A 22,793-nucleotide genomic window follows, 5' to 3' on the forward strand; every position below is an offset into this window, starting at 1 on the left:
ACACGCTTCGCGTGTTCGCTACGCTCAAAATAAACTATATTGAATAAATTATCCGCGTAATTTATTAGCGGATAATTTATTCATTTTCTTTACATTATTAATTACTATCTTATTTACAGTATTAATAACACTATCTTTTCCATACTTAGTTACTAAGGACCGCAAAATAAAATAATGTTTCTTTTCCATTAAAAAATCAACTCCTTTCCGAGTTGATTTGTTGCACTTCATATTACAGTTTACAATAAAAATAAATATAAAAAAGATTTAGAAATTGAAGAGACAAAAGAATTAAAATTAACAATGAATGATATTTTGGACAAAAATAAAAAATAAAAATTAATAAAAATCAGTCAAAATTTGGCTGATTTTTATTATATAATTTTAATAATCTGATAAATAGAAATGGGAGCGATTAGGAATGACTAATTTAACAGAAGACTTTTTAGTTAAAGGCGTTAATATCAATAAATTTTATCGCAAACAACATGTTTTAAAAAATGTTAATTTAACGGTGAAAAAAGGCGATCGAATTGGAATTGTTGGTCCAAATGGAACTGGAAAAACAACTTTATGTGAAATTTTAGCACAACTTCGTCGTGTTTCTGATGGAACTAGTGAAAAGAAATTTGGAGTTCGCATTGGAATGCAATTACAAGAATCAAAATATCCAAAGGGAGTTACTGGCTATGATATTTTAAATTTATATTTAAAAGCTTATAATTTGTTTATTTCCCCAAATGAAATTTATCAATTGCTATTAGATTTACAAATTGAAAAAATAATGAATAAAGATATTACAAAACTATCGGGGGGACAACAACAAAAGATTAATATTTTATTAGCATTAATTGTTGAACCAGATTTAATTATTCTTGATGAATTAGCAACAGGATTGGATTTAGAAATTAAAGATAAAATATATGAAATATTAAGTAACTTTTTGGCCAACCAAGATAAGGCATTATTATTAATTTCACATAATATGGGAGAGATTGAAAAATTTTGTGACACTTTAATTTTTATGGTTTATGGTGAAATCACAAAAGTATCAAAAATTAACGAAATAGTCACCAAATATGGTAGTGTTGAAAAATTTGTTAAAGATCAGTTTAAAGAATACCAAATTGGTGGTTATAACCAAGATTATAGAACAGGAGCAATGGAAAATGATAAATGAGCAAAAAACTGAGCAAAATACATCGATAAAAACAAAAAATAATTGTTTAGTTAGTGAAAAAATTAATTTATTTTCTTTATATAGTTTTTTTATAAATTACTTACGTCGTCAAAAATTAGTTTTGATTTTTGCTGTTATTATCATTCCAATTGGAATTCTTGCACAAGCGGTTTTTGATAACCGCCACGGACCAGAAGTAATGTCATTGTCAATTGGCATTACTTTTATTGCAAGTGGTGCTAGTGTTGCAATGTATATGATGATGGGATTCATAATTGATTTAAAAATGTCGGTTGTTTATAAACGAATTGGTTTATTAGGAATTAAACCTTTTGGGTTTATTGTTATTGTTTATGCTTATTGTTTTACTTTAGTATTAATTGCGGATTTATTAGTGTTAATTGCTAGTTTTATTATCACTGCTGCCTTAAAAATTGATTTTGCTGTGGCTTATAATTTCGTTGTTTTTCTCTTTTTCTTTCTTTCTATTTTTATTACTGCTTTTGCGATTAGCTTAATGATGATTGCTGTTATTTTGATAAATTCACGAACTGTGCAATCATTAGTAACAGGAATCTTTAGTCTTTTATTTGTTGGGGGTTCATTTATTGTCGCCGCATTTATTCCAGCCCTATTTGGGAACAATTATCAAGAAACTTTATTGTCATTGAATGGTTTAAGTATTAGTTTAGGGGTTATTTTGGGTTTAATTCTTTTAACTGGTCTTTTAACATGATTAATCATTCGAATTTTCCGTTGAGATAATTAAAATATTACAAAAAAGAAGTTAAAATTAATTGGCAAAAAGCAATTATTTTGCTATGATATACTTGTTGCAAAATTATGCGAAGAATTATGTTTGAACAGAAAAGAGGAATCAGTAAATGCGTGAAGGAATAATTTTACGTTGCGAACAGTGCAAAGAAGAAAACTATATTGCAAAACGTGATAAAAAGAAACAACAAGAAAAATTAGAAGTAAAAAAATATTGTTCAAAATGTAACCAACATACTTTACATAAAGAAAAAAAATAGTTCCTTATATACAGGAACTATTTTTTATGCTTTTAGTTATTAATTAATTTTGTGTTATGATTATTAAGAGGAAAATCTGATGTTGGAAAATAACCTTCAACAGATGATTTTAATAGCCAAAAAAATGTTATGAAGGAATAATAAGTAAGGAGTAAAGGACAATGATTCGTCGGGCAACAATCTTAGATCAACATCAAATTGAAGAATTACGACAAAAAGCATTTAGTAAAATTAGCATTGGGGATTATAGTTTACTCCAACAAGCAGCAATTTTACAACAATGGCAAAACGAAGATTTTTGTAAGGTTTTAATTCAAGAAGAAGGGTATGTCATTATTTTTGAAAATAAAATTTTAGCTTTTGGATCATATCACTTTGAACAAAATCAAATTACACAACTGTATGTTGATCCGGCATATCAAGGGTGATATTTTGGTAAAAAAATGTTACAACAATTAGAAGCAGTTGCCCAAGCAAATGATTTTTTAGATATTACTGTTGATGCTTATTTACCAACTGTTGCTTTTTTTCAAAAACATCATTATAGTGCAATTAAAAAGAATTTACACAATTATGTAAACTGTAATATGAAGTGCAACAAATCAACTCGGAAAGGAGTTGATTTGTTGCACTTGGATTTACAATTTACAATTTTACAATTATAATTAAATTAGGCCCAAAATTAAATAGAATGGAGTATACTTATGGAATATGATATTTCAAGAGAACAAGTTGAAAATACATATATCAAAATTAAAAATCATATTATTAAAACTCCAGTAATTTACGCAACGAAATTAAGTAATATTACTTCATTTAAACTGCGGGGGGCCTTATCTAAAATGATGGCGCTTGAACCAGCAATAATTAAAAAAGGTGTTGTTGCCGCAAGTGCTGGTAATCATTCACAAGGAGTTAGTTTTGCAGCTAATTTATTAAATGTACCAGCAACAATTGTGATGCCAAAAACAGCACCAATTAGTAAAATTAATGCAACTAAAAATTATGGTGTGGAAGTGATTTTGCATGGTGATTTTTTTGATGATGCCAATAAAAAAGCTTTAGAGATTGCTAAAACAGAGGACAAAGTATTTGTCCATGCTTTTAATGATCTTGATGTTATTATTGGTCAGGGAACAATTGGAATAGAAATATTAGAAGACTTGAAAGAAGTTGACTATATTCTGGTCCCCATTGGTGGAGGAGGAATCCTTTCCGGAATTGCAAGCTATGTTAAAGCTGTCAATCCCAATTGTAAATTAATCGGCGTGCAAAGTCAGAATGTTCCGAGTTATTATGAGGCAAGGAAAACAAACCAAGCATTTCAAGTCCAAGGTAAATTATCAATTGCTGATGGAATTGCTGTTAAACAGACGGGAGATATTACTTTTAGTATCTTAAATAAGTATGTTGATGATGTTATTCTTGTATCGGAAGCAGAAATTGCAGAAACAATTTTATTTTTATTTGAAAATTGTAAAATTGTGGCAGAAGGGGCAGGCGCAGTAACAACTGCGGCAATGCTATTTAATAAATTAAATGTTAAAAATAAAAAAATTGTTTGTGTTTTATCAGGGGGAAATATTGATGTGACAACCTTTTTAAATATTACAAACCGTGCTTTAATTAATCAACGTCGTCGAGTTGTTTTAAAAATTGATGCACCGTTAGGACACGGACATTTAACGAAAATTACAAATGTTGTTGATTCGCATGGTGTTCAAATTCATAAAATCTCTGATTCCCAATTAGAAAATAGTTTAGAAGTTAACCGTGAAATTATTCGATTAGTAGTTGATATTAATAGAAAAACCGAATTAGCAAATATTGTTATTGACTTAGAGAAGTTAGGATATACTGTTATGGAAAAAGAATTTATTAATTCAATTACTAAATAATGAAATTAATTTATACCGATCAAGCACCCCAAACAGTGGGTCCTTATTCTCAAGCAGTACAACTTTCGAATGGTTTTTTATATATTTCGGGACAATTAGGATTTGATCCAAAGACAATGGTGCTAGGAGCTGATATTCAAGTTCAGACGAGCCAAGTTTTAGCGAATATTAATGCGATTTTAACCGCAGCAAATTATAATAAAGATAATGTTGTTAAAACAACGATTTTATTAAAAGATATTAATGATTTTTCTGTTGTTAATGAAGTTTATGAAACATTCTTTGGGTCGCATAAACCGGCAAGAAGTACTTTTGCCGTAAAAGACTTACCAAAAGCTGGTCTTGTGGAAATTGAAGTTATTGCTTTTAAATAAAATATGGAAAATCAAGCTCAATTAGAAAAAATTATTAAAAATGAGAATGATTTACTTCATCACACAACCAATATTTATCAATGAACTGATCGACAAAGAGAATTAAAAATGTTTTATAAACAGCAAATTACGTTTTTAAAACAAGCACTTAAAAAAAATAGTCTTACCAAAACTGATTTTGACTTAAAAGAAAAATATATCAAAGACACTTATTATGAATATTGTCAAAAGATTCAAGAATATTTGAATTTAAATTATTCCTTGGCAATGTATGAATATCAAGAATCAAATAAGTTAAAAAGTGATTTAGATTATCAAGCATTACAACAAGAATTTAAAGCAAAAGTTGCTCGTATTTTGCAAGATAATACCGAACCAAACCAAACCAAAAAACAAGAATTAAGAAATATTAAAACAGAATATAATATGATGAAACGAAATTTAAGTGGTAGAACAATTGTTTTAATGGCGGTTATTTTAACATTATTGTTATTATTAGCTAGTTTATTGGTAAATTATTTATTTTATTTTAAAATTGCTAATGATGGGGAAAAGTTTACTTTTACGAATAAAAACCACTTAACAGCTTTTATTTTCATGTGTATTGGGATTGTTTTAATTTTAGGATTTTTAGGATTTATTGTTTTTAATACAACAAAACGAATTTTTTTAGATAAAAAGGAAAACCTTTTTAAAATCTCAACAATTGGTTTCTTTGGTAGTTTTACAGATACAATTGGGGTTGGGAGTTTTGTTGTAACAGTTGCTGCTTTAAATGCGACAAATAGTGTCTCGGATGTTAAAAAGTTACCAGGAACGCTAAATATTGGTTTAACAATTCCCAATTTATTAGCAGGAACATTGTTTGTTAGTGCGATTCAAGTTGAATTAGTAACGTTAGTAACATTAGTTATAGCAGCGATGGTTGGAGCCTTTTGCGCAGCAAAGATTGTTAATAAGGTTAATAAAAAATTTGTTGCTTTATTTGTTGCTGTTTGCTTAGCTCTAGCTGGTATTTTAATGATTTTAGGACAAGTTGGTTTATTTAATACTGTTGGGACCAAAGGCCTTAGTGGGTGAAAACTAGCAGTTGGAATTATTGCTTTCTTTATTATTGGTGGATTACAAAGTTTTGGGGTTGGATTGTATGCTCCAGCATTAGCGATTGTATCGTTATTGGGAATGGAAACAATTATTGCTTTTCCCATTATGACTTGTGCAGCTGGTTTTGCATTACCAACAACAGCCTGAACATTTCATCGTGATAATAATTATAGTCCAAAAGTTGCTTATGGTCTTTTAATTGGGGGTGTTCTTGGAACTGTTACTGCCTTCTTTGTTGTTTTTGTTGGAATTCAAGGTGGATTAGGAGTTAAAATGAATGAGTTTACTTATTACTTAAAATGATTTGCCGTTGGAGTAATGTATTATGCAGCATTTATGTTATTTAAAAAATATTTGGATTTACGAAAAGAAAATGTCAACTTGAGTAAGGCAGAGACAGAAAATTATTATCAGAAATATAAAGAGAAATTTAATGAAATGTTTACTGAAAAACTGGCAAAAATTAGTTTAATGCCTACTGATGAGATGTTAAAAGAGGAGTCAAAAATGAAAATGTATAACATTAAAACATTAGTGTGAACTTAAAAAATAACTTTTAAGAATAATTACTTAATGTTTTTGCTAATAACTGTCGTTTTAAAAGACCTTGCTATTTATAAGCAAGGTCTTTTCTTTTTTTAGAAAAAAGATTGGATTATACTGTAAAGAAAATAATTAGCGAAGAAATTAATAAAATTCCGGCAATAATTAATAAAATATTACGGATTTTTTTAATGTTTGCTTCTTGATCAGTTAAAGTAGGTTGATAACGGCGACGATGATCATTAAAATAAGCAGCGGCAGTTTTATTTTTGTATCATCCTAAGATAAATCAAATCAAGAGGATAATAACTAAAAAACTAACAACAATTCATTCGGTTTTTTTAATATCTTTAAAGGCAAAAATACCTAATAAAAAACTGAAACCTATTAAAATAGCACTTATTAAAATAGCAATTACGCAATGAAATCAAGTAATTTTTTTTATTTTTTGATAAGTTTCTAATTTTAAGGTGTGATTTTGATAAGTATCATCAACAATTTCTGCCACTTCTTTTTGGTGAGTTTTCTTTTCTTCTTGCTTTAATTGGTGTAATTGTTTAAAAACATTCTTTTTTTTAGCCATTTTGTCCCTCTTTTTTAATATTTTTTAATTTTATTATTAAATTATATTGTATTTTTTACAAAAGTAAAATATAATAACATAATATAAAATTATATTTTGTATCAAGCACATTATTTGAACGAATTATTTTAAGTACATTATTTTATTAAAAATTTAAAAAAGGGATATTTTATTTTTCCTTAATACAAGGAGGGGAAAAAATATATGAAAGGAATTAACAAGAGGAAAAATATTTCCGAAAACAATATTTTAGCTACAAAAGAATATGATCAAAAATTTACTAATGTTGAATTAGATTATCAAACAGCAGATAAACGGACATCATGACTTGCCGAGATGAAATATAAAGCTAAGATTTTTAATCATCATCGACGTGAACTTTTTGATCGTTTTCCATTATTAGGTTATTCGTTAAAAAGAATCTTTTTTGCCATAATTACATTATTATTAGCAATTTGTGTTATTTTTATTTTATTACGATTAGTAACACCTGATGATATTTATATTTCCGATATTGATATTAATAAATTAAATATTCTACCAGGAACGCCAGAATATAACAATTTATTAGAACAAAGAATGAAAATCTTTGGTGTATATGGTTCAATTTGAAGCCAATTAGGGACATATTTATATAATATTATGCCTTTTATTAAAAAGACAATTATTGTTAATAGTGCCTTTGATCCAGTAACTGGACAATTAGTGGGAGATAAAATTACAACATTCTTTTATTTAGGAGTAGTTTTCTCAACTGCTGTTGCACAGCCAGGAGAATTAGTATCAGAAATTTTTGCCAGAGCAATTCCATATTCGTTTGCTTTTGGTTCAATTGCTGTTTTATTAGCATATTTTATTGGTGTTCCATTAGGAATTATTTCTGCTAAAAATAAGGAACGTGGGGTTGATAATACCATCAACGCTGGCTCAATTATCTTTTTAGCAATTCCACCGGTCGTCTTAGTGGTGGGTGTTTATTTAATTTCAATTAATGTTTTCTATGCCCATGGATTATTTAGTTCAGGAACTTTTGATACTAAGTTTTGGCCAGTTTTTGCGATTTTTCTAATGATTACCCCACCAATTGTGATTAATACAAGACGGTATGTTATTGATGAAATGACAGCTGATTATACCAAATTTGCTTTATCAAAAGGGATGACTAACCGTTATATTTTTTATATTCATATTTTCCGTAATGCTGGAATTCGAATCTTTCGATTATTACCAACTGCTTTTGTAACAACTATTTTTGGGGCAAGTATTTTTGCCGAACAAAACTGAGCAATTCCCGGAATGAGTAAGTTTATTGTTTCTGGGGTAGGAAATAAAGACTCTTTTGTTGTAATGGGATATATTCTTTTAACAGCAACTTCCGGAATTATTACGAGTTTATTAGCAGATATTATTATGGCGGTTTTAGACCCCCGTATAAAATTAACAAAATAAAGAGAGGAACATGATGATGAAAAGAATTACAGATGAAGAATTATTTGATTTTCAAAACTATGATGTTGATAACTTAGATTCAAGTTTATTTGAAATTGTCGGTCCTCAAATCGAAGAAAATGAACGAATTTCAATTAAATCATATAGTTATTGAAAAGTAGTTGGAAGAATTTTAATTGCTAAAAAAACATTTATTGTTTGTTTATTATTATTAATTGCCATTATCTTATTAACAGCAATTGTCCCAATTGGGAAAGTTGCTAATCCATTACCAACTGATTTACCAATTCCAAATTATCAACAACCATTAGCACCAAGTGCAACTTATTTATTTGGGTTAGGAATGAATGGGGAAAATTATTGAGATAAAATTTGAATTGGAATGCGTACTACCTTATTATTTACGTTAATTATTGCTTTAATTCAAATTTTATTAGGAATTATCATTGGTTCAATTTGAGGATTTTATAAAAAATTTGATATTTTATTTATTGAAATTACTAGATTTTTAAATTTAGTACCAACATTAATTTTATGGTTAATTATCATTTTTGCCTTAGGGAAATCAATGATTGTAATTATCTTTGCTGTATCCTTGACGAGTTGGATCACTTTAGCTGAAGTTATTCGTGTTCAAATTATCTTAGTTCGTAATACTGAGTATAATATTGCTTCAAAGATGCTAGGAACATCAGGCCCAAAAATTGTTACAAAAAATATTATGCCGCGTATTTTACCATTAATTATTCAAACTGCATCATTTGCTGTTCCAATGGCAATTGCTATTGATTCAACTTTAAATTATTTTAACTTTGGCTTTATTCAAGGACGTGAAAATACAACATTAGGGTTTATTCTAAACGAGGTATTAGCGTCAAGTAAGTGACAAGATTTCCCTCATTTATTAATTATTCCTGTTTGTTTCATTGCTGGAACATCTGTTTTATTCTTCTTATTTGGGAAAGTATTTGCTGATTCACTAGATCCAAAAAACCATTATAAATAAAAAAGTATTAAAGGAGATATCGCGTTATGAAAAAAGAAATTGTAATTTCAATTAAAAAATTAGTTATAAAATTTAAAACTCGAGCAAATGTTTTAACAGCAATTCGTAACATTTCATTTGATATTTATGATGGTGAAACATTAGCAATTGTTGGAGAATCAGGAAGCGGAAAGTCAGTAATGACAAAAACTTTTACAAATATGTTAGAAAATAATGGTTGAATTAGCAATGGTTCAATTGTTTATTCACCATCAACTAATATTCTAACTGATGAGTTAACTTACTTTAAAAAACCTGTTCACTTAGTTGATTTTCATAAAATTTTATTAGATAGTAGTTTACGAAAAAGTATTGTCAAATATAATAAAAAATTAATTATTAAAACAGAGCAAAAAATTAAAATAATCAATAATTTACAATTAGAGACAGTTAAAACAACAATAGCACAATTAAAAGCAAAAGAACAAGAATTAAAACAGCAAATTAATTTTACGCATTCAAATCGTTTAAATAATAAATTAGTAAAAATTAGTGACCAAATTAAAAAACTTATGAAACAACAAGCAATGTTACTAGATTCAGATCTTAAAGCAAAAAATATTGAATTATTACAAAGTCGAATTACTGATTATACTAATGAAATTAATAAAATGAAAAATTTAACATGAGCAGAAAAGTATTTATTAAATAAAAATATGTTGTTTTTAAAAAAATATTTTGAAACACAAATCATTCCAACTGATGAAGAATTTAAAAAAATTGCAACTTATTTTAAGAAGACAACTTTTACTGATGGGGTTCGTTATCGGATTAATAAAATGAATCTTTTAATGCTACAACAACAGCCATTAAATGATCGTGATTTTAACAATTTGTGAGAGGAATGAAATTTAATTAAAAACTTTTGTTTTATTAATAAATTAAAAGCTGCAAAACAAATTAGTAAATTACGAGGTCAAACAATTGCAACGATTTTTCAAGACCCAATGACATCTTTAAATCCATTATTATCTGTTGGGTTTCAAATATCAGAAGTATTACGAAAACATCGTAAGTTTTCTCGCTCAGCAGCAAAGAAACTTGCGATTGAATTATTAGAAAAAGTTGGAATTCCAAATGCGAAAAAACGTTACCATGATATTCCTGGGATGTATTCTGGTGGAATGCGTCAGCGAGTTGTTATTGCGATTGCGTTAGCTTGTCAACCAAAGGTGCTAATTTGTGATGAACCAACAACAGCCCTGGATGTTACAATTCAAGCGCAAATTTTAGATTTAATTAAAGAATTACAAAAAGAGTATAAATTTACGATAATTTTTATTACTCATGACTTAGGTGTTGTCGCTAATATCGCAGATCGTGTCGCTGTAATGTATGCGGGGCAAATTATTGAATATGGAACTGTTAATGAAATCTTTTTCAATCCAAAGCATCCTTATACATGAGCGTTATTATCTTCGTTACCACAATTTGGAGAAAAGGGCGAAGAACTTTATTCAATTCCTGGTTCACCACCATCGTTATACGCGAAAGTTTATGGTGACCCTTTTGCACCACGAAATCAATATGCGATGAAAATTGATTATTTGTTAGAACCACCAATGTTTAAAGTAACTGAAACTCATTATGCAAAAACATGATTATTAGATCCACGAGCAACGAAAGTGGAAAAACCAAAACAATTGCGCCAGTTGGAAGAACTTAAAAATGATGCAAAGGTAGGTGATTAAAATGAATCAGAACGAACAAGAGCAATTTATTATGGTTCGCGATTTGTTAATTCAATTTCGCCAAAAAAATAAGAAAGTAAATGCCGTTAAAAGAGCAAATTTTGATATTTATCGGGGAGAAATTTTTAGTATTGTTGGAGAATCAGGAAGTGGTAAAACAACAATTGGTCGTGCGATTGCGGGAGTTCAAGCTATTAAAGATGGAACTGTCTATATGGAACGACGAGTAATACAGGGAAAACCACCACAATTGTATAAAATTAATTTACATATTAATGAACAATTTCGTCTTTTAAAAAATAATAATATGTTATTAAATAAAAATCTGAGTAATTATATTAATAATTTAAAAATTAGTTATTATCGCTATTTTGAGAATAAACACTATATGATTAGTACAAAGGAATTAATTCCTTATGAAACAAATAAGCATTTAATTACAAGTGATGCTACTTTAAGTAACATTGATTTATTAAATTTTAATCATAGTAAACATCAATTTGCATTAGTAAAAGAAATGTATGAAAATAATCTAATTTTATTAAAAGAAATTTTAAAAAATTACCAACGAATTTTACGATTTGTGAACAATTTACACGAATGAATTCCATCCCTGTCGTTGGAATTAGAAATCGAAATTAAAATGCGGGTACAAGAAAATATTGAAATTATTGAAGGATGTATTTTATTAGGACATCAAATTTATAAAATTCTTTTAAAATTAGATCAAATTCGAAATGAATTAAAAACTAACTTTGTTCTTACACAAACAAAAAAGTATTATGATCAATCGTTTCAAGAATTAGCAAAATTATTACCAGTCCATGATGAATTATTAACTAATGTTAAAAATATTGCTAAAAACCAGCGAAAAGCTTTTATTCTTTTTGTGCCAATATCAAAACGAGTGAAATATATTTTTGCTTATAACAAACGTTATAATGTTTTTAAAAAAGATTTTGAAAAGGAATACTTGAAGCAGTTAAAAAAGTTGCAATTAGATCCAATAGCAAATGGTCAAGCAATTATTACTTTGCAAGAAAAATATGCTAATAGTTTATTAAAAACATCAATTTCAGCAACTGCTTGTGCTAACTTATTAGCAGCAACTGATTTTAAAGCAACATTAATTGCTTTATCCGATGCTGAGTGTAGTCCGGTATTAAAAGATAGTTTAACAGCAATAACAGATAAGACGCAATTACAAACAACATTACGTGATTTATCTTATTTGGCAAGACATGGGGTTTTTCGTGACCAAGAAACAATTAAGTTGTATTATTCATGAATTCAAAAAGAATACAAATATTCAAGAGCTGAGATTAATGATTCAAATCGGTTATTAGATTTATTGGATTTACCATTAATTGATGAAATTGTTAAAGAGGCTGAACTTTTTAAATTACCAACTCATCGCGAAAATCGTCAACAGAAGAAAAAGATTCAAATGATTTTTCAAGATCCATCTTCATCATTAAATGACCGCATTTCTGTTGCCGAAATTGTTGGAGAAGGGTTAACTAATTTTCCTGAATTATATAAAAATGATGAAGCGCGAAATTTATACTTAAGTTATTATAATAGTAATTTAGGCAAAAATGAAACACCATTAACACTAGAAAAAGTTAATGATAAAAATGTAAAGAATTTTTTAATTTTAAATATTTTAAAAGAAGTTGGTTTATTACCAGAACACTTATCACGTTATTCTCATGAGTTTTCAGGAGGACAACGTCAACGGATTGGGATTGCACGGGCTTTAATTATGAAACCACAATTTATTATTGCTGATGAACCAATTTCAGCGTTAGATGTTTCTATTCGTGCACAAGTTTTAAATTTATTAAAAAAATTTCAGCAAAAATATAATTTAACTTATATTTTTGTTGCCCATGATTTATCTGTTGTGCGTTTTATTGCTGATCGAATTGCTGTGATTTATCATGGTCAATTAGTAGAATTAGCTCCAGCAGAAGAATTATTTGCTAATCCATTGCATCCTTATACGCGTGCGTTATTATCAGCAATTCCGCTACCTAATCCAAATTATGAAAAAGAAAAAGTTCATTTTATTTATGAACCAGAAAAAGAACATTGAGATTATTTATTTGATTTACCAGAGTTTACTGAAATTAAAACAGGGCATTATTTATTTGGTAATTCCCGTGAAGTTGCGGCAGCAAAAGTTAAAATTGCTGGAGCAAAAAGTAAGGAGGCATAAACTATGTTAAAGAAGAAATTAGCGCTTTTTGCAAGTTTAACGACAATTACAACTGTGACCCCTTTGGTCGTATCATGTGGAATTAGTTTAGATCGCTTAGCGAATCGTTTAAATTATGATAATGTTTTTCGTTCTATTTTTAAATTTCCTTTAACATCATGATCAAACGGAACAACAATTCAAGGAGAAGACAACAAAATTTTAGCAGATTTAGTGGGAACATTAGTGGCAACTGATAAATATAATCGGAGTTTTGGTGATATTGCTGTTCAAGCCGATAAAACATCAAAATATGTTGGTCAGCCAAATGCTGATCAGAGTGAATGAAAATATAAAATTTCACCACAAGCAAAATGATTTGATTATCGTGGTAATTTTCAACGCCAAATTAAGGCAAGTGATATGATTAATACAGCTAAGTTTGTTTTATTTCCAAAGAACTTATCATCAACAGCAGGAATCTGACGAACTTTCATTGCGGGAGCGCAAGAAATTTGAGAGCATTTTCAAACTGGTAGTTATAAACCAGATTATTATAATGATCCAATTTGAAGCAAATTAGGAATGAGTGTTAATTCAGCTGATGATGAAATTACAATTAAATTAACAAAATCAGCCGAGTATTTTGATACTTTAATGACTTATTTGGCTTTTGCCCCAATGCCAGAAAAAGCAGTCTTGCAAGGCTATAATTATGGGACAAACTTTAAAAATATTTGATATTCAGGAGCATATTTAGTTGAAAAATATGGCTCAACTTCACAAATTTTATTACGTAAAAATCCCGAATATCGTTATGCTAAATTAACGTATATTGATAAATTAAATTATACATATTTAGCAAATAATGATGTTTCTCGTGAACGGGTATTATTTGAATCAGGAGATGTTAATGATTTTATTGTTCAACCAACTGATACCAATGGGTGAGGAAAATATGTTGGTCCTAATCCAGCTAATCCAACTTTTAGTGGTGCTTCAAGTATTATTAATCCTGATCCAATAACTTTCACAATAACGTTTAATTATGCTAATACTGATATCTTAAAAAATAATAATAGTTTGGCGAAACAAGCGCTGAATGCTAGTAAAGCATTACAATATGATAAACTTCGAAAATATTTAGTCACACATTTAGACCGCAGTAAGTTTGTTAAATACTATTCAGAAGCCTTAGATGATTCGCCAACATCAAAATTTTTGCGAAATGTTTATACGGCTCGTTATTTTATTAAAAATGGGAATGTTGATTATGCGAACTATGTAGAAGCAGAATATGCTAATAAATATTTAAATGGTGATGTGCAAGCAAGTAGCCAATTATTAAAAGATGGTAGTGATGCCTTGTATCTTAACCAAGATTTATTAAAAAATGATAAAAATATTTTAGATGAGATTCGAGCTTGGTTACAACAAAACATTGGTTCATCAAGTGTTGAACTACGCTTTTTGATGAATGGGGCCGGAACTTTAACAAATAATCGTTTTTTATTAAATATGATTGATTCGTTTAATGCGGAAAATAATGTAATTAAAATTATTCCTGACATTACTGTTGATGCAACTGAATATATTAGTCGAACAAAAAAAGCCGATTGAGATATCTTTGTTGGTGGATGATCACCAGACTATGTTGATCCATATAGCTATTTACATACATTTTCCCTTGGCGGTGATTTACAATATTATTCAGGAACATCACGAATCTTTAGTGATTTAAAATTAGAAAATAATCGTGCTCCTGAGTTTGCTGACATTGTCAATAAATTAAATAATCCATACTGAAATCATTTAAAATCAACAAACGCAATTGAAAGTTTTTATAATATTTTTAAAAATTATACAAACCAAATTGCAGATGCTGATCATATTACTGACCCAAAATTATTAACTAAGCGATATGAAAGTTTTGCCAAAGCAGAGTTTAATTCAATTTATACTGATTTTATGTTTATTCCTACTTATGTTCCTAATGGTTCATATCAAATTCGGATTTCATATGTTACACCACGAACACAAATTACTGTTGGCTATGGAAGCTCAAAATATAAGCACTGAGGGATGGAATTAAATCCGTACTTATTAACAAAACGTGAACGACAAATTATTGAAACACGATATCAACAACAATTAGCAATTATTCAAACTGATTATGCTGCTTTTAGGGAGGATTATTAGAATGAAAAAGTTATTAACAATGTTTAGTGCTTTAACAATGATTAGTGCTCCAATAACAGCTGTTAGTTGTGGTAATTTTGAAACGCGTGATCGTAGTAAAATTTCATTAGCGCTCTTTAAGACACAACTAGCATTAGTTCCTGTCTTTGATCCTCAAAATACTATCACAACCGTAACTGAAACAATTTTTCAAAATGCAATTTATGGGGCGTTAGAAACAAATGAGTATCGTGGGGAAGTGGCTAGTAAGGAATTAGAATTTACTTATTATCAACAAGGAACAACACCAAGTAGTTGAACTGATTTAAAGTGACAACCAACAACGGGTGGTGGTGAAAAAACATCCTTAATTAAGGTCAAGATTGCTGCGAGTGCTACCAGTATCCATTTTGCTGATGCAACAGAAATTATTACAACGGCATTGTATCGGACACAACCAGTTTATTTAGCAACAATTAAGTTTAATTATGAAGAAAAGACTTTAAAGCCTTTACCAGCAACAGCAATGATGCAATATTTTGCTATTTTAAATCCAACATTTTATTTTACAACGCGTCATTTTGACATTAAAAAAACAGCAACGGAAGTTGAAATTGCGGCAGTTCCAAGTTCAGAACGTTATGTTGGTAAAAATGTTATTACTTTCAGTTAACAAAGTAAACGGTGCACTTCAAACCATGAATTAGCACCTTTTTCTTTTTTAAAATATAAAGTGTAACAAATAGACAAAAGAAAATTTTAGCAAATTTTCTTGCTGTCTTTATTTCTTGCTAAAATTAGGTTATAATTATGGAAACAATAAAATAGAGAAGGAAGAATAAAATGATTAGTGTAAATGATTTTCGACCAGGATTAACGTTTCAATATGAAGGTAATATTTATGCGGTAATTGAAGCACAACATTCAAAGTCAGGGCGTGGGCAAGCGCATGTCAAAGCAAAAGTAAAAAATCTGCGGAGTAATGCGACAACTACAATTACCTTTACGGGAGGCGATAAGGTTGAAAAAGCAATGATTGATAAGGTTGAGATGCAATATTTATATGATGATGGAGCAAATATTATTTTTATGGATACCCAGAGTTATGAACAATTAGAAGTTCCATCAAACAGTTTGATATGAGAAAAAAACTTTTTAAAAGAAGGCGTAATGGCTTCTGTAACAAAATATGATGGCGAAGTTTTAGGAATTATTTTACCAGATAAAGTTGATTTAACAATCACTGAAGCTGAAGCAGCAGTGAAGGGAGATACTAGTTCTGGTGCTATGAAAAAAGCGGTTTTAGAAACTGGTTTAGAGTTACAAGTACCATTATTTATTAAAGAGGGAGAATTAATTACTGTTTCAACAAGTGATGGTAAATATTCTGGTCGTGCATAAAAACTAAAACAAATATAAGGAGCGATTAAAAATGACTAATAATTTTAATGAATTAACAATTGATAGTAATCACCGTGGTAGTATTATTGTGAGTTTATTAACAATTAAAAAAATTATTTTATATTCAATTCGAGAGATTACACACCAATATTTTATTGATAAAGTTGAATGTCGAATGATTGATAATTCAATTTTACATATTTATATTAGTGGAAAAATATTACATGAAGAGGGATTAAATCAGTTAACAGAAGAAATTAATGAAGCAATTATGAAAGAATTAAGTTATTCCTTACAAATTAAACCAAAAAACATTAGTATTGCTTATCATCATTAATATTTAATAATTTTTGTTAATGGGGGAAAAGTAGACTTATTATTTATGAAAATCTTTGAATTTTCTTTTTTTATTATTAAGATAATATTTTTTAAGCGATCTAACGGTTTAATTTTTTTTCTGGTCCTTGCTTGCATTTTCATTTCAGATGGTTATAATTACACTTAAATTATTTAATTTAGAAAAAACTTAAATAATTTGAATGTTATAATTTAATTTTTATGTAAATATCATCAATTAAATATTAACACTGTTTTTTAACTAGAAAGGAAAAAACTATTTTATGCTTAAAAAAGAACAAAACAAAAAATTTAGTTTGGCGGATTTTGTTTGATTAGGCTTTAATTATACTGTTGGAATTAGTTTTATCGGTAATTTTGCTATTTTAGCAAATATTTCAGAACCTGATTCAATTGGTATTCATACTGTATGGTTATTTGCAGTGGAAGGACTAATTGCTGGAATATGTGCCTGGGCATTTGCTAAAATGGCACGAGTTCATCATTCAAACAATAATGGAGCCTCGTACATTTATGTTCGAACAACTTTCGGAAAATTTTGAGGAATTTTTGTTGCTTTTATGCAATATGTTTCATTACCATTTTTAATTACAATTCAAGTAATGATGTTGATTCGTGGTTCATTTGGAGCAGATTGAATTTCACAAGTTAATCCTGATGGAAGTGTTAGCGTTCCGTGATATGCTGCTGATTGAGGGTCATTTGGGGACTTATGATTAGATTTTATTGGAATTGCCATTTATATGTCAGCAGCAGCAATTATCTTTGGGGGAATTAAATTATATAAAAAATTAGCGAATGGAACAGGAATTATTAAATGAATTACCGCTGGTTTTTTAATTCTTGCGGGTTTAGTTTTAGCTGTTCAACATGGTGGGGAAAACTTAAGTTATTGAGGACACAATACTAAGTTTTCGTTACCAGGATTTGTGAAAGCGTTTAATTTTTGCTTTTTCTTCTTTGCTGGTTTTGAAGTTTTCTCAACCGCAGGACGAAATATTAGTAATCCAGAAAAAAATATTGGACGAGGTATTATTTTAATTATGTTAATTAGTACCATTTTCTATATTGTTATCTCAATTATTTTCTTTGCTGGTTTTACAAAATTTGTCCAAAATATGAATATGGGGACGTGAAGTTTAGGCTTTAGTAATAAAATCATTTTATACGGAGGTCCCATTATTATGATTATTAGTGCGCTGGCGTTAAAAGTTAATGTTGCAATGCAGAATGCCCTGTATGGTGGAACTTCGTTACAGCCATTATCAACGGAAGGATATTTACCAGATCGATTACGGAAACTAAATAAAGATGGTTTACCAGTACGTGCTTCAATTTTAAATCTGGTAATTACTAGTTTAATGATTTTTATTTGATTAGCAATTCCTGATATTATTAAAGGAGTTAGTTTAACAAAAGATTTTGGGTTTATGGCAACGCCAGCTCAAGCAATGACATATAAACAGCCGTTTGATATTTCATCATTAACAGAAGCTTCTTCAGCGATTACGATTTTTATTTATGCAATGGTAATTGCGGTTGCGTTAAAATTAGCATATCAACAAAAAATTAAAATGCGGATATGAGAACATATTGCTTTTCCAATTGTATTTATTATTTTATGCTTTGTCTTTGTGTGACATTATTATAGTTTAATTAATAATATTGTTTCAACAACAGGAACTAAACATGAAAGTGCAATTATTGGTACAGCAATTGAATTAGCCTTTGTTGGCTTCTCGATTAGTTTTGCTACGGTTTGATATTTTACCTATTATCGTCAAAAATATTTACGCCGGATGAAAGAACGCCCTGAATTACAAGCAAAATTGGATGCTGAATTTGAAGTAACAGATGATTGAAAATATGTTTCATTAGAAATTCGTAATGAAATTAAGTATTATTTAAAGCGGAATCAGGCCTTATATCAAAATCACAACAATCCTAATTACCAAGATGCTAAACATATGCTAAGTGAATTAGACAATGTTTTTGATAAATATAGGCAACTTGAAGCTGCTGAAGATGCCGAAGAACATGATCAATAAAACAATTTAACAATAGTTAAGTTGTTTTTCTTTGTGTTATACTAACATTAGAGCACCATTGGAGGGTTTAAATCATGGCACTAAACAAAGTAAATAACGTTCAGTTAGTAACAATTGCTGGAGGTACAGCCAGTGGTAAGACAACAGTTGCCACTAAAATTGCTGAAATTTTACAGGGTAAAAAAATTACTTACTTAAAAATGGATCATTATTATAAAAAGTTAGATTATTTAACTTTAGCAGAACGCAAACAAATTAATTTTGATCATCCGAATGCGCTTGATTTAACCTTATTAGTAGATCATTTAACATTATTAAAACAACACCAATCAATTCAGACCCCAATTTATGATTTTACTGTTTATAATCGGTTGGAAACAACAAATCATGTTATGGCGGGAGATGTTATTATTTTGGATGGGATCTTAGGATTAGCCTTAGAAGAAATTCGTCAATTATCAGACATTAAAATTTTTATTAAAACTGAAGATGACATTCGTTTTATTCGTCGGTTAACGCGAGATTTAAATGAACGGGGACGAACAATTGATAGTATTATTACCCAATACTTAACAACGGTTAAACCAATGTATGAATATTTTGTTGAACCAAGTATTAAATATGCCGATATTATTGTGCCATATTATGAGGGCAACGAAATTGCAATTGATATGATTGCAACTAAGATTAAAACTTTATTAACAGAACAACCAGATAAAAAGTAAAAAAAGTTGAAAAAACCTTAACTATTTTATTTTTTAAGGTATAATAATCATTGTTGTAATTAAAAGTAGAGAGGAATGCGAAGATCAAATGAATGAAGAAATTTTATTGACCAAAGAGGGAATTAAGGATTTACAAGAAGAATTAGATAATTTAATTAACGTGGTTCGACCAGAAGTTATTGAAGAATTAAAAGAAGCCCGTGCACAAGGGGACTTATCAGAAAATGCTGATTATGATGCAGCACGTAATCGCCAAGCTGAAGTTGAAGGGCGAATTAAAGAAATTGAATCATTATTAACAAAAGCAAAAGAAATTAAAGAAGTAAAATCAAAAACAGGAATTATTAAATTAGGAAGTAAAGTTATGTTCACTAATTTATTAATTAATAAAAATTTTGAAATTAAAATTGTGGGTGCTGTTGAAGCAAATCCATTTGAAAATACAATTTCAAATGAATCACCCATTGCTAAAGCTATTATTGGCCAAAAAGTAGGTGATTTGGTTGAAATTAAGGGTATCCAAGTTCCTTATAAGGTTAAAATTATAACTGTGGAGTAAAATATAATTATAGAGTAATTATTTAATTACTTTTTTTTTTTTTTTTTTTTTCAAGGAATTATTGCAACAAGCGGTTAAGTATTAATAAGGAGGAAACCAAATGACAAAATTAACGATAAAACAAACTAAGCAACTATCTGGTGGTAAAGTTTCTGGTGCCTTTTTAACAGGTATTGCTGCAATTATTAATGCTTGTAGCAATTCATTAACAAATTTAATTTCAACTGGTTTTTCAACTTATTTTGCAACGCAACAAATGAATCGTACCGAAGGGGGTTATAAGACCACAAATGGAGCTCATCTAACTTGATCAGATAAACATAATAATTTGAATCATCCTAATTATGCTCAAGTCTTGTTTGTATAATTTTTGATGAAATTATTAACAATAAAACAACAAAAAGAAGTAATAGGTGGAGCTGCTTGAATTATTGGGGCGTTGGTAGTAATTAGTTTTTTTGATATTGTTAAAATTAGTTTAGATAGTTATCAGATTAATCAGCATTCAACTCAATCCAAACAAAACGAAATCATTACGACAGGTGAGCAAGCAGAGAATGCAAGCTTACTGCAGCAATGTGATATTTTATATGTTTAGTGCCAAATGTTTAATAAAAATAATTATGATTTTAATAATATTTCCAGAAAATAATTTTTATTTATTTTAAAAATAAAAAACAAAATAATTTTTATTATTTTGACAATTTTTAACATTTTAAGATTATCCATTGCTAATTTGCTGAAAATACGATACAATATTTTTAGTTGTATTTTGCATATAATCAAATATTAATTATAGTAAGATGCACTAAAAATAATCAATTTTGGAAATTAATTATTAAGAAAATAGAGGTGGAAATTAAATGATCGGTGTTATTTCAACGGCATATTTTACAATGAAAGATAAGCACAGTATCAAAACAGTAAAAAAATATTGATGAAAAAACTGTGTTATCCAACATGTTAAGTACCATGGAAAAACTTTCATTATCGCAACAGTAGGTTATGGTAAAGCAAATGCTGCAATGGCTATTACTTACTTATTAGAAAAATATCCAGGTTTACAAACAATTTTAAACATAGATTTAGCCTTGTCGACAAATGACAAACATGATACAGGAGATACAACAATTTCAACAAAATTTATTTATCGTGATGCAGACTTAACAGTTTTCAAAGATATTAAATATGGACAAATTGTTAATGAACCAGAATCATTCCAATTCGATGGCGAATTTGCTAAAGTTGTTAAAGACTTTAAATTGGGATTAACTGAAGGAGTTACTGGAACAGCAGATATGTTGATTTATAACTCAAAACAATTTAAGGAAATGGTTGACAAATATGGTCACACAATTGATGTTATTGATACTGAAGCTGGGGCAATTGCTCAAGTTGCTAAAAAATCAAGCATTAATTATATTGCTTTAAAAATTATTTACAATAATGCATTATCACCATGAGATAATGATCCAATTCATAAATTCAAAATGTATGAAACAGTAAATACTTTAAAATACTTATTAAGAAGATTATTTAACTTATTAAGTTCAAATTACATTATTGATTTATCACAATCATCACAAGATGATTTAGATTCAATTAATGAATTATTTGAAATCAAACATGACCAATGAGTTAAATTATTTAAGCCAAATACTCATAAAGTATTATCAGGATTTGGACCTTCATTAATGTTAGTTGATAAACAAGAAAGAACTCCTGTCGCATTAGATATCATTCAAGTAATGAGATCAAAAACGAAGGAAAACGAAGGACCAAGTAAAGTAATTTTAGGAGAAGATGAATGAAAAAATGCTCCTAAAAAATGATTACGTAAATTATTATTCTTAGAACAAGTTCGTGTTAACGATGATGAATTATTATGAAATAAATCAGCAAAATATGATTTAAATAATGAAAAATTATATAAAATTGAAACAGTTGCTAATGAAATTGCAGCAGCTATTGCAGAAAAATGTCAAGATAAATCATCATATACATACAATGGTGCAACAGTACCAGAAAAATACTTATTGGTAAATTGTGATGCTAGAATTTCATTTTACATTACACATAACCAATCACATGAATTTGTTGAAGATACAAAATTTGGTGCACACTTAGTAAGCAATGAATTTATTAAGTATTTAAATGAAGCATTAAAAGATGTTGATTCACCATATCAACAAATTGTAGTTTACATGACAATCCCAGCTTTAGACTATCGTAAAATTCCAGTGTTTATTCCTTCAAATAAAGGAGCAAATAGAGGTGTTAAATTTGGAAACTTAAACCAAAAATTACAAAAAGATTATACAGTTGTGGATATTACAAGAAACGATTATGATCCAATTAAAGTTGGTTCATTCAAAGTTACAGTTCGTTTAAGAAGTGAATAATTATTAATTTTATTAAAAAAAC

23 protein-coding genes are annotated in these 22,793 nt (G+C 28.6%); 21 read left to right on the top strand and 2 right to left on the bottom strand.

The window, feature by feature from the left end:
• Nucleotides 1-48: 48 nt before the first annotated feature.
• On the bottom strand, nt 49-189 hold the full coding sequence (locus E7Y35_RS01125) for a hypothetical protein (protein WP_283272983.1): 141 nt from the start codon (nt 187-189) through the stop codon (nt 49-51).
• A gap of 232 nt (nt 190-421) precedes the next feature.
• On the opposite strand from E7Y35_RS01125, the gene E7Y35_RS01130 reads away from it, so the two are divergent.
• The 7 genes from E7Y35_RS01130 (at nt 422) to E7Y35_RS01160 (ending at nt 6,136) form a co-directional block, all read left to right on the top strand.
• Nucleotides 422-1,222, top strand: a complete 801-nt coding sequence (locus E7Y35_RS01130; RefSeq protein WP_283272515.1) for an ATP-binding cassette domain-containing protein — start codon at nt 422-424, stop codon at nt 1,220-1,222.
• On the top strand, nt 1,170-1,949 hold the full coding sequence (locus E7Y35_RS01135; protein WP_283272516.1) for a hypothetical protein: 780 nt from the start codon (nt 1,170-1,172) through the stop codon (nt 1,947-1,949). The genes E7Y35_RS01130 and E7Y35_RS01135 overlap by 53 nt, the downstream gene beginning before the upstream one ends.
• Before the next feature lie 115 nt (nt 1,950-2,064).
• A complete protein-coding gene (gene rpmG / locus E7Y35_RS01140) occupies nt 2,065-2,214 on the top strand; it encodes a 50S ribosomal protein L33 (RefSeq protein ID WP_070406773.1) in 150 nt (49 codons plus the stop codon).
• A 161-nt stretch (nt 2,215-2,375) separates the two neighbouring features.
• Nucleotides 2,376-2,879, top strand: a complete 504-nt coding sequence (locus tag E7Y35_RS01145) for a GNAT family N-acetyltransferase (RefSeq protein WP_283272517.1) — start codon at nt 2,376-2,378, stop codon at nt 2,877-2,879.
• Nucleotides 2,880-2,918: 39 nt separating this feature from the next.
• Nucleotides 2,919-4,112 (top strand): threonine ammonia-lyase, encoded by a 1,194-nt coding sequence (gene ilvA / locus E7Y35_RS01150; protein WP_283272518.1) that lies wholly within the window; start codon nt 2,919-2,921, stop codon nt 4,110-4,112.
• Nucleotides 4,112-4,486: a Rid family detoxifying hydrolase gene (locus E7Y35_RS01155; protein ID WP_283272519.1), complete on the top strand. Its 375-nt coding sequence runs from the start codon at nt 4,112-4,114 to the stop codon at nt 4,484-4,486. Before ilvA ends, E7Y35_RS01155 begins: the two co-directional genes overlap by 1 nt.
• 108 nt (nt 4,487-4,594) lie before the next feature.
• Nucleotides 4,595-6,136 (top strand): sulfite exporter TauE/SafE family protein, encoded by a 1,542-nt coding sequence (locus E7Y35_RS01160; RefSeq protein ID WP_283272520.1) that lies wholly within the window; start codon nt 4,595-4,597, stop codon nt 6,134-6,136.
• Nucleotides 6,137-6,245: 109 nt separating this feature from the next.
• Here E7Y35_RS01160 and E7Y35_RS01165 read toward each other — a convergent pair whose 3' ends face one another.
• Entirely contained in the window at nt 6,246-6,716 is a 471-nt protein-coding gene (locus E7Y35_RS01165) for a hypothetical protein (RefSeq protein ID WP_283272521.1), read from the bottom strand.
• A gap of 204 nt (nt 6,717-6,920) precedes the next feature.
• On the opposite strand from E7Y35_RS01165, the gene oppB reads away from it, so the two are divergent.
• The 14 genes from oppB to fib all read left to right on the top strand — a co-directional run bounded on the left by oppB (nt 6,921) and on the right by fib (nt 22,771).
• Nucleotides 6,921-8,165 carry an oligopeptide ABC transporter permease OppB gene (oppB, locus tag E7Y35_RS01170; RefSeq protein ID WP_283272522.1) on the top strand — a complete coding sequence of 415 codons (1,245 nt, stop codon included), beginning with the start codon at nt 6,921-6,923 and terminating at the stop codon, nt 8,163-8,165.
• Nucleotides 8,166-8,181: 16 nt separating this feature from the next.
• A complete protein-coding gene (oppC, locus tag E7Y35_RS01175; protein WP_283272523.1) occupies nt 8,182-9,171 on the top strand; it encodes an oligopeptide ABC transporter permease OppC in 990 nt (329 codons plus the stop codon).
• Between the two features lie 26 nt (nt 9,172-9,197).
• The gene (gene oppD / locus E7Y35_RS01180) at nt 9,198-10,901 is read left to right on the top strand and encodes an oligopeptide ABC transporter ATP-binding protein OppD (RefSeq protein WP_283272524.1); all 1,704 of its coding nucleotides are present in this window, start codon (nt 9,198-9,200) and stop codon (nt 10,899-10,901) included.
• Nucleotide 10,902: 1 nt separating this feature from the next.
• Nucleotides 10,903-13,122 (top strand): oligopeptide ABC transporter ATP-binding protein OppF, encoded by a 2,220-nt coding sequence (oppF, locus tag E7Y35_RS01185; protein ID WP_283272525.1) that lies wholly within the window; start codon nt 10,903-10,905, stop codon nt 13,120-13,122.
• A gap of 3 nt (nt 13,123-13,125) precedes the next feature.
• On the top strand, nt 13,126-15,300 hold the full coding sequence (locus tag E7Y35_RS01190; RefSeq protein WP_283272526.1) for an ABC transporter substrate-binding protein: 2,175 nt from the start codon (nt 13,126-13,128) through the stop codon (nt 15,298-15,300).
• Nucleotide 15,301: 1 nt separating this feature from the next.
• A complete protein-coding gene (locus tag E7Y35_RS01195) occupies nt 15,302-15,952 on the top strand; it encodes a hypothetical protein (RefSeq protein ID WP_283272527.1) in 651 nt (216 codons plus the stop codon).
• Nucleotides 15,953-16,122: 170 nt separating this feature from the next.
• Nucleotides 16,123-16,680, top strand: a complete 558-nt coding sequence (efp, locus tag E7Y35_RS01200; protein WP_283272528.1) for an elongation factor P — start codon at nt 16,123-16,125, stop codon at nt 16,678-16,680.
• 31 nt (nt 16,681-16,711) lie between these two features.
• Nucleotides 16,712-17,017 (top strand): MMB_0454 family protein, encoded by a 306-nt coding sequence (locus E7Y35_RS01205; RefSeq protein ID WP_283272529.1) that lies wholly within the window; start codon nt 16,712-16,714, stop codon nt 17,015-17,017.
• A 283-nt stretch (nt 17,018-17,300) separates the two neighbouring features.
• Nucleotides 17,301-19,085, top strand: coding sequence for an APC family permease (locus E7Y35_RS01210; RefSeq protein ID WP_283272530.1), 1,785 nt, complete (start codon nt 17,301-17,303; stop codon nt 19,083-19,085).
• Nucleotides 19,086-19,159: 74 nt separating this feature from the next.
• A complete protein-coding gene (udk, locus tag E7Y35_RS01215; RefSeq protein WP_283272531.1) occupies nt 19,160-19,810 on the top strand; it encodes a uridine kinase in 651 nt (216 codons plus the stop codon).
• 88 nt (nt 19,811-19,898) lie between these two features.
• Entirely contained in the window at nt 19,899-20,369 is a 471-nt protein-coding gene (greA, locus tag E7Y35_RS01220; protein WP_283272532.1) for a transcription elongation factor GreA, read from the top strand.
• A 100-nt stretch (nt 20,370-20,469) separates the two neighbouring features.
• Nucleotides 20,470-20,736, top strand: a complete 267-nt coding sequence (locus E7Y35_RS01225; protein WP_283272533.1) for a bacteriocin leader domain-containing protein — start codon at nt 20,470-20,472, stop codon at nt 20,734-20,736.
• A 6-nt stretch (nt 20,737-20,742) separates the two neighbouring features.
• On the top strand, nt 20,743-20,967 hold the full coding sequence (locus E7Y35_RS01230) for a hypothetical protein (protein WP_283272534.1): 225 nt from the start codon (nt 20,743-20,745) through the stop codon (nt 20,965-20,967).
• A 265-nt stretch (nt 20,968-21,232) separates the two neighbouring features.
• Nucleotides 21,233-22,771 (top strand): cytoskeletal motor fibril protein Fib, encoded by a 1,539-nt coding sequence (gene fib / locus E7Y35_RS01235; RefSeq protein WP_283272535.1) that lies wholly within the window; start codon nt 21,233-21,235, stop codon nt 22,769-22,771.
• Nucleotides 22,772-22,793: the final 22 nt, after the last annotated feature.

This window comes from Spiroplasma sp. SV19, from assembly GCF_030060925.1.
GTDB lineage: Bacteria > Bacillota_I > Bacilli_A > Mycoplasmatales > Mycoplasmataceae > Spiroplasma.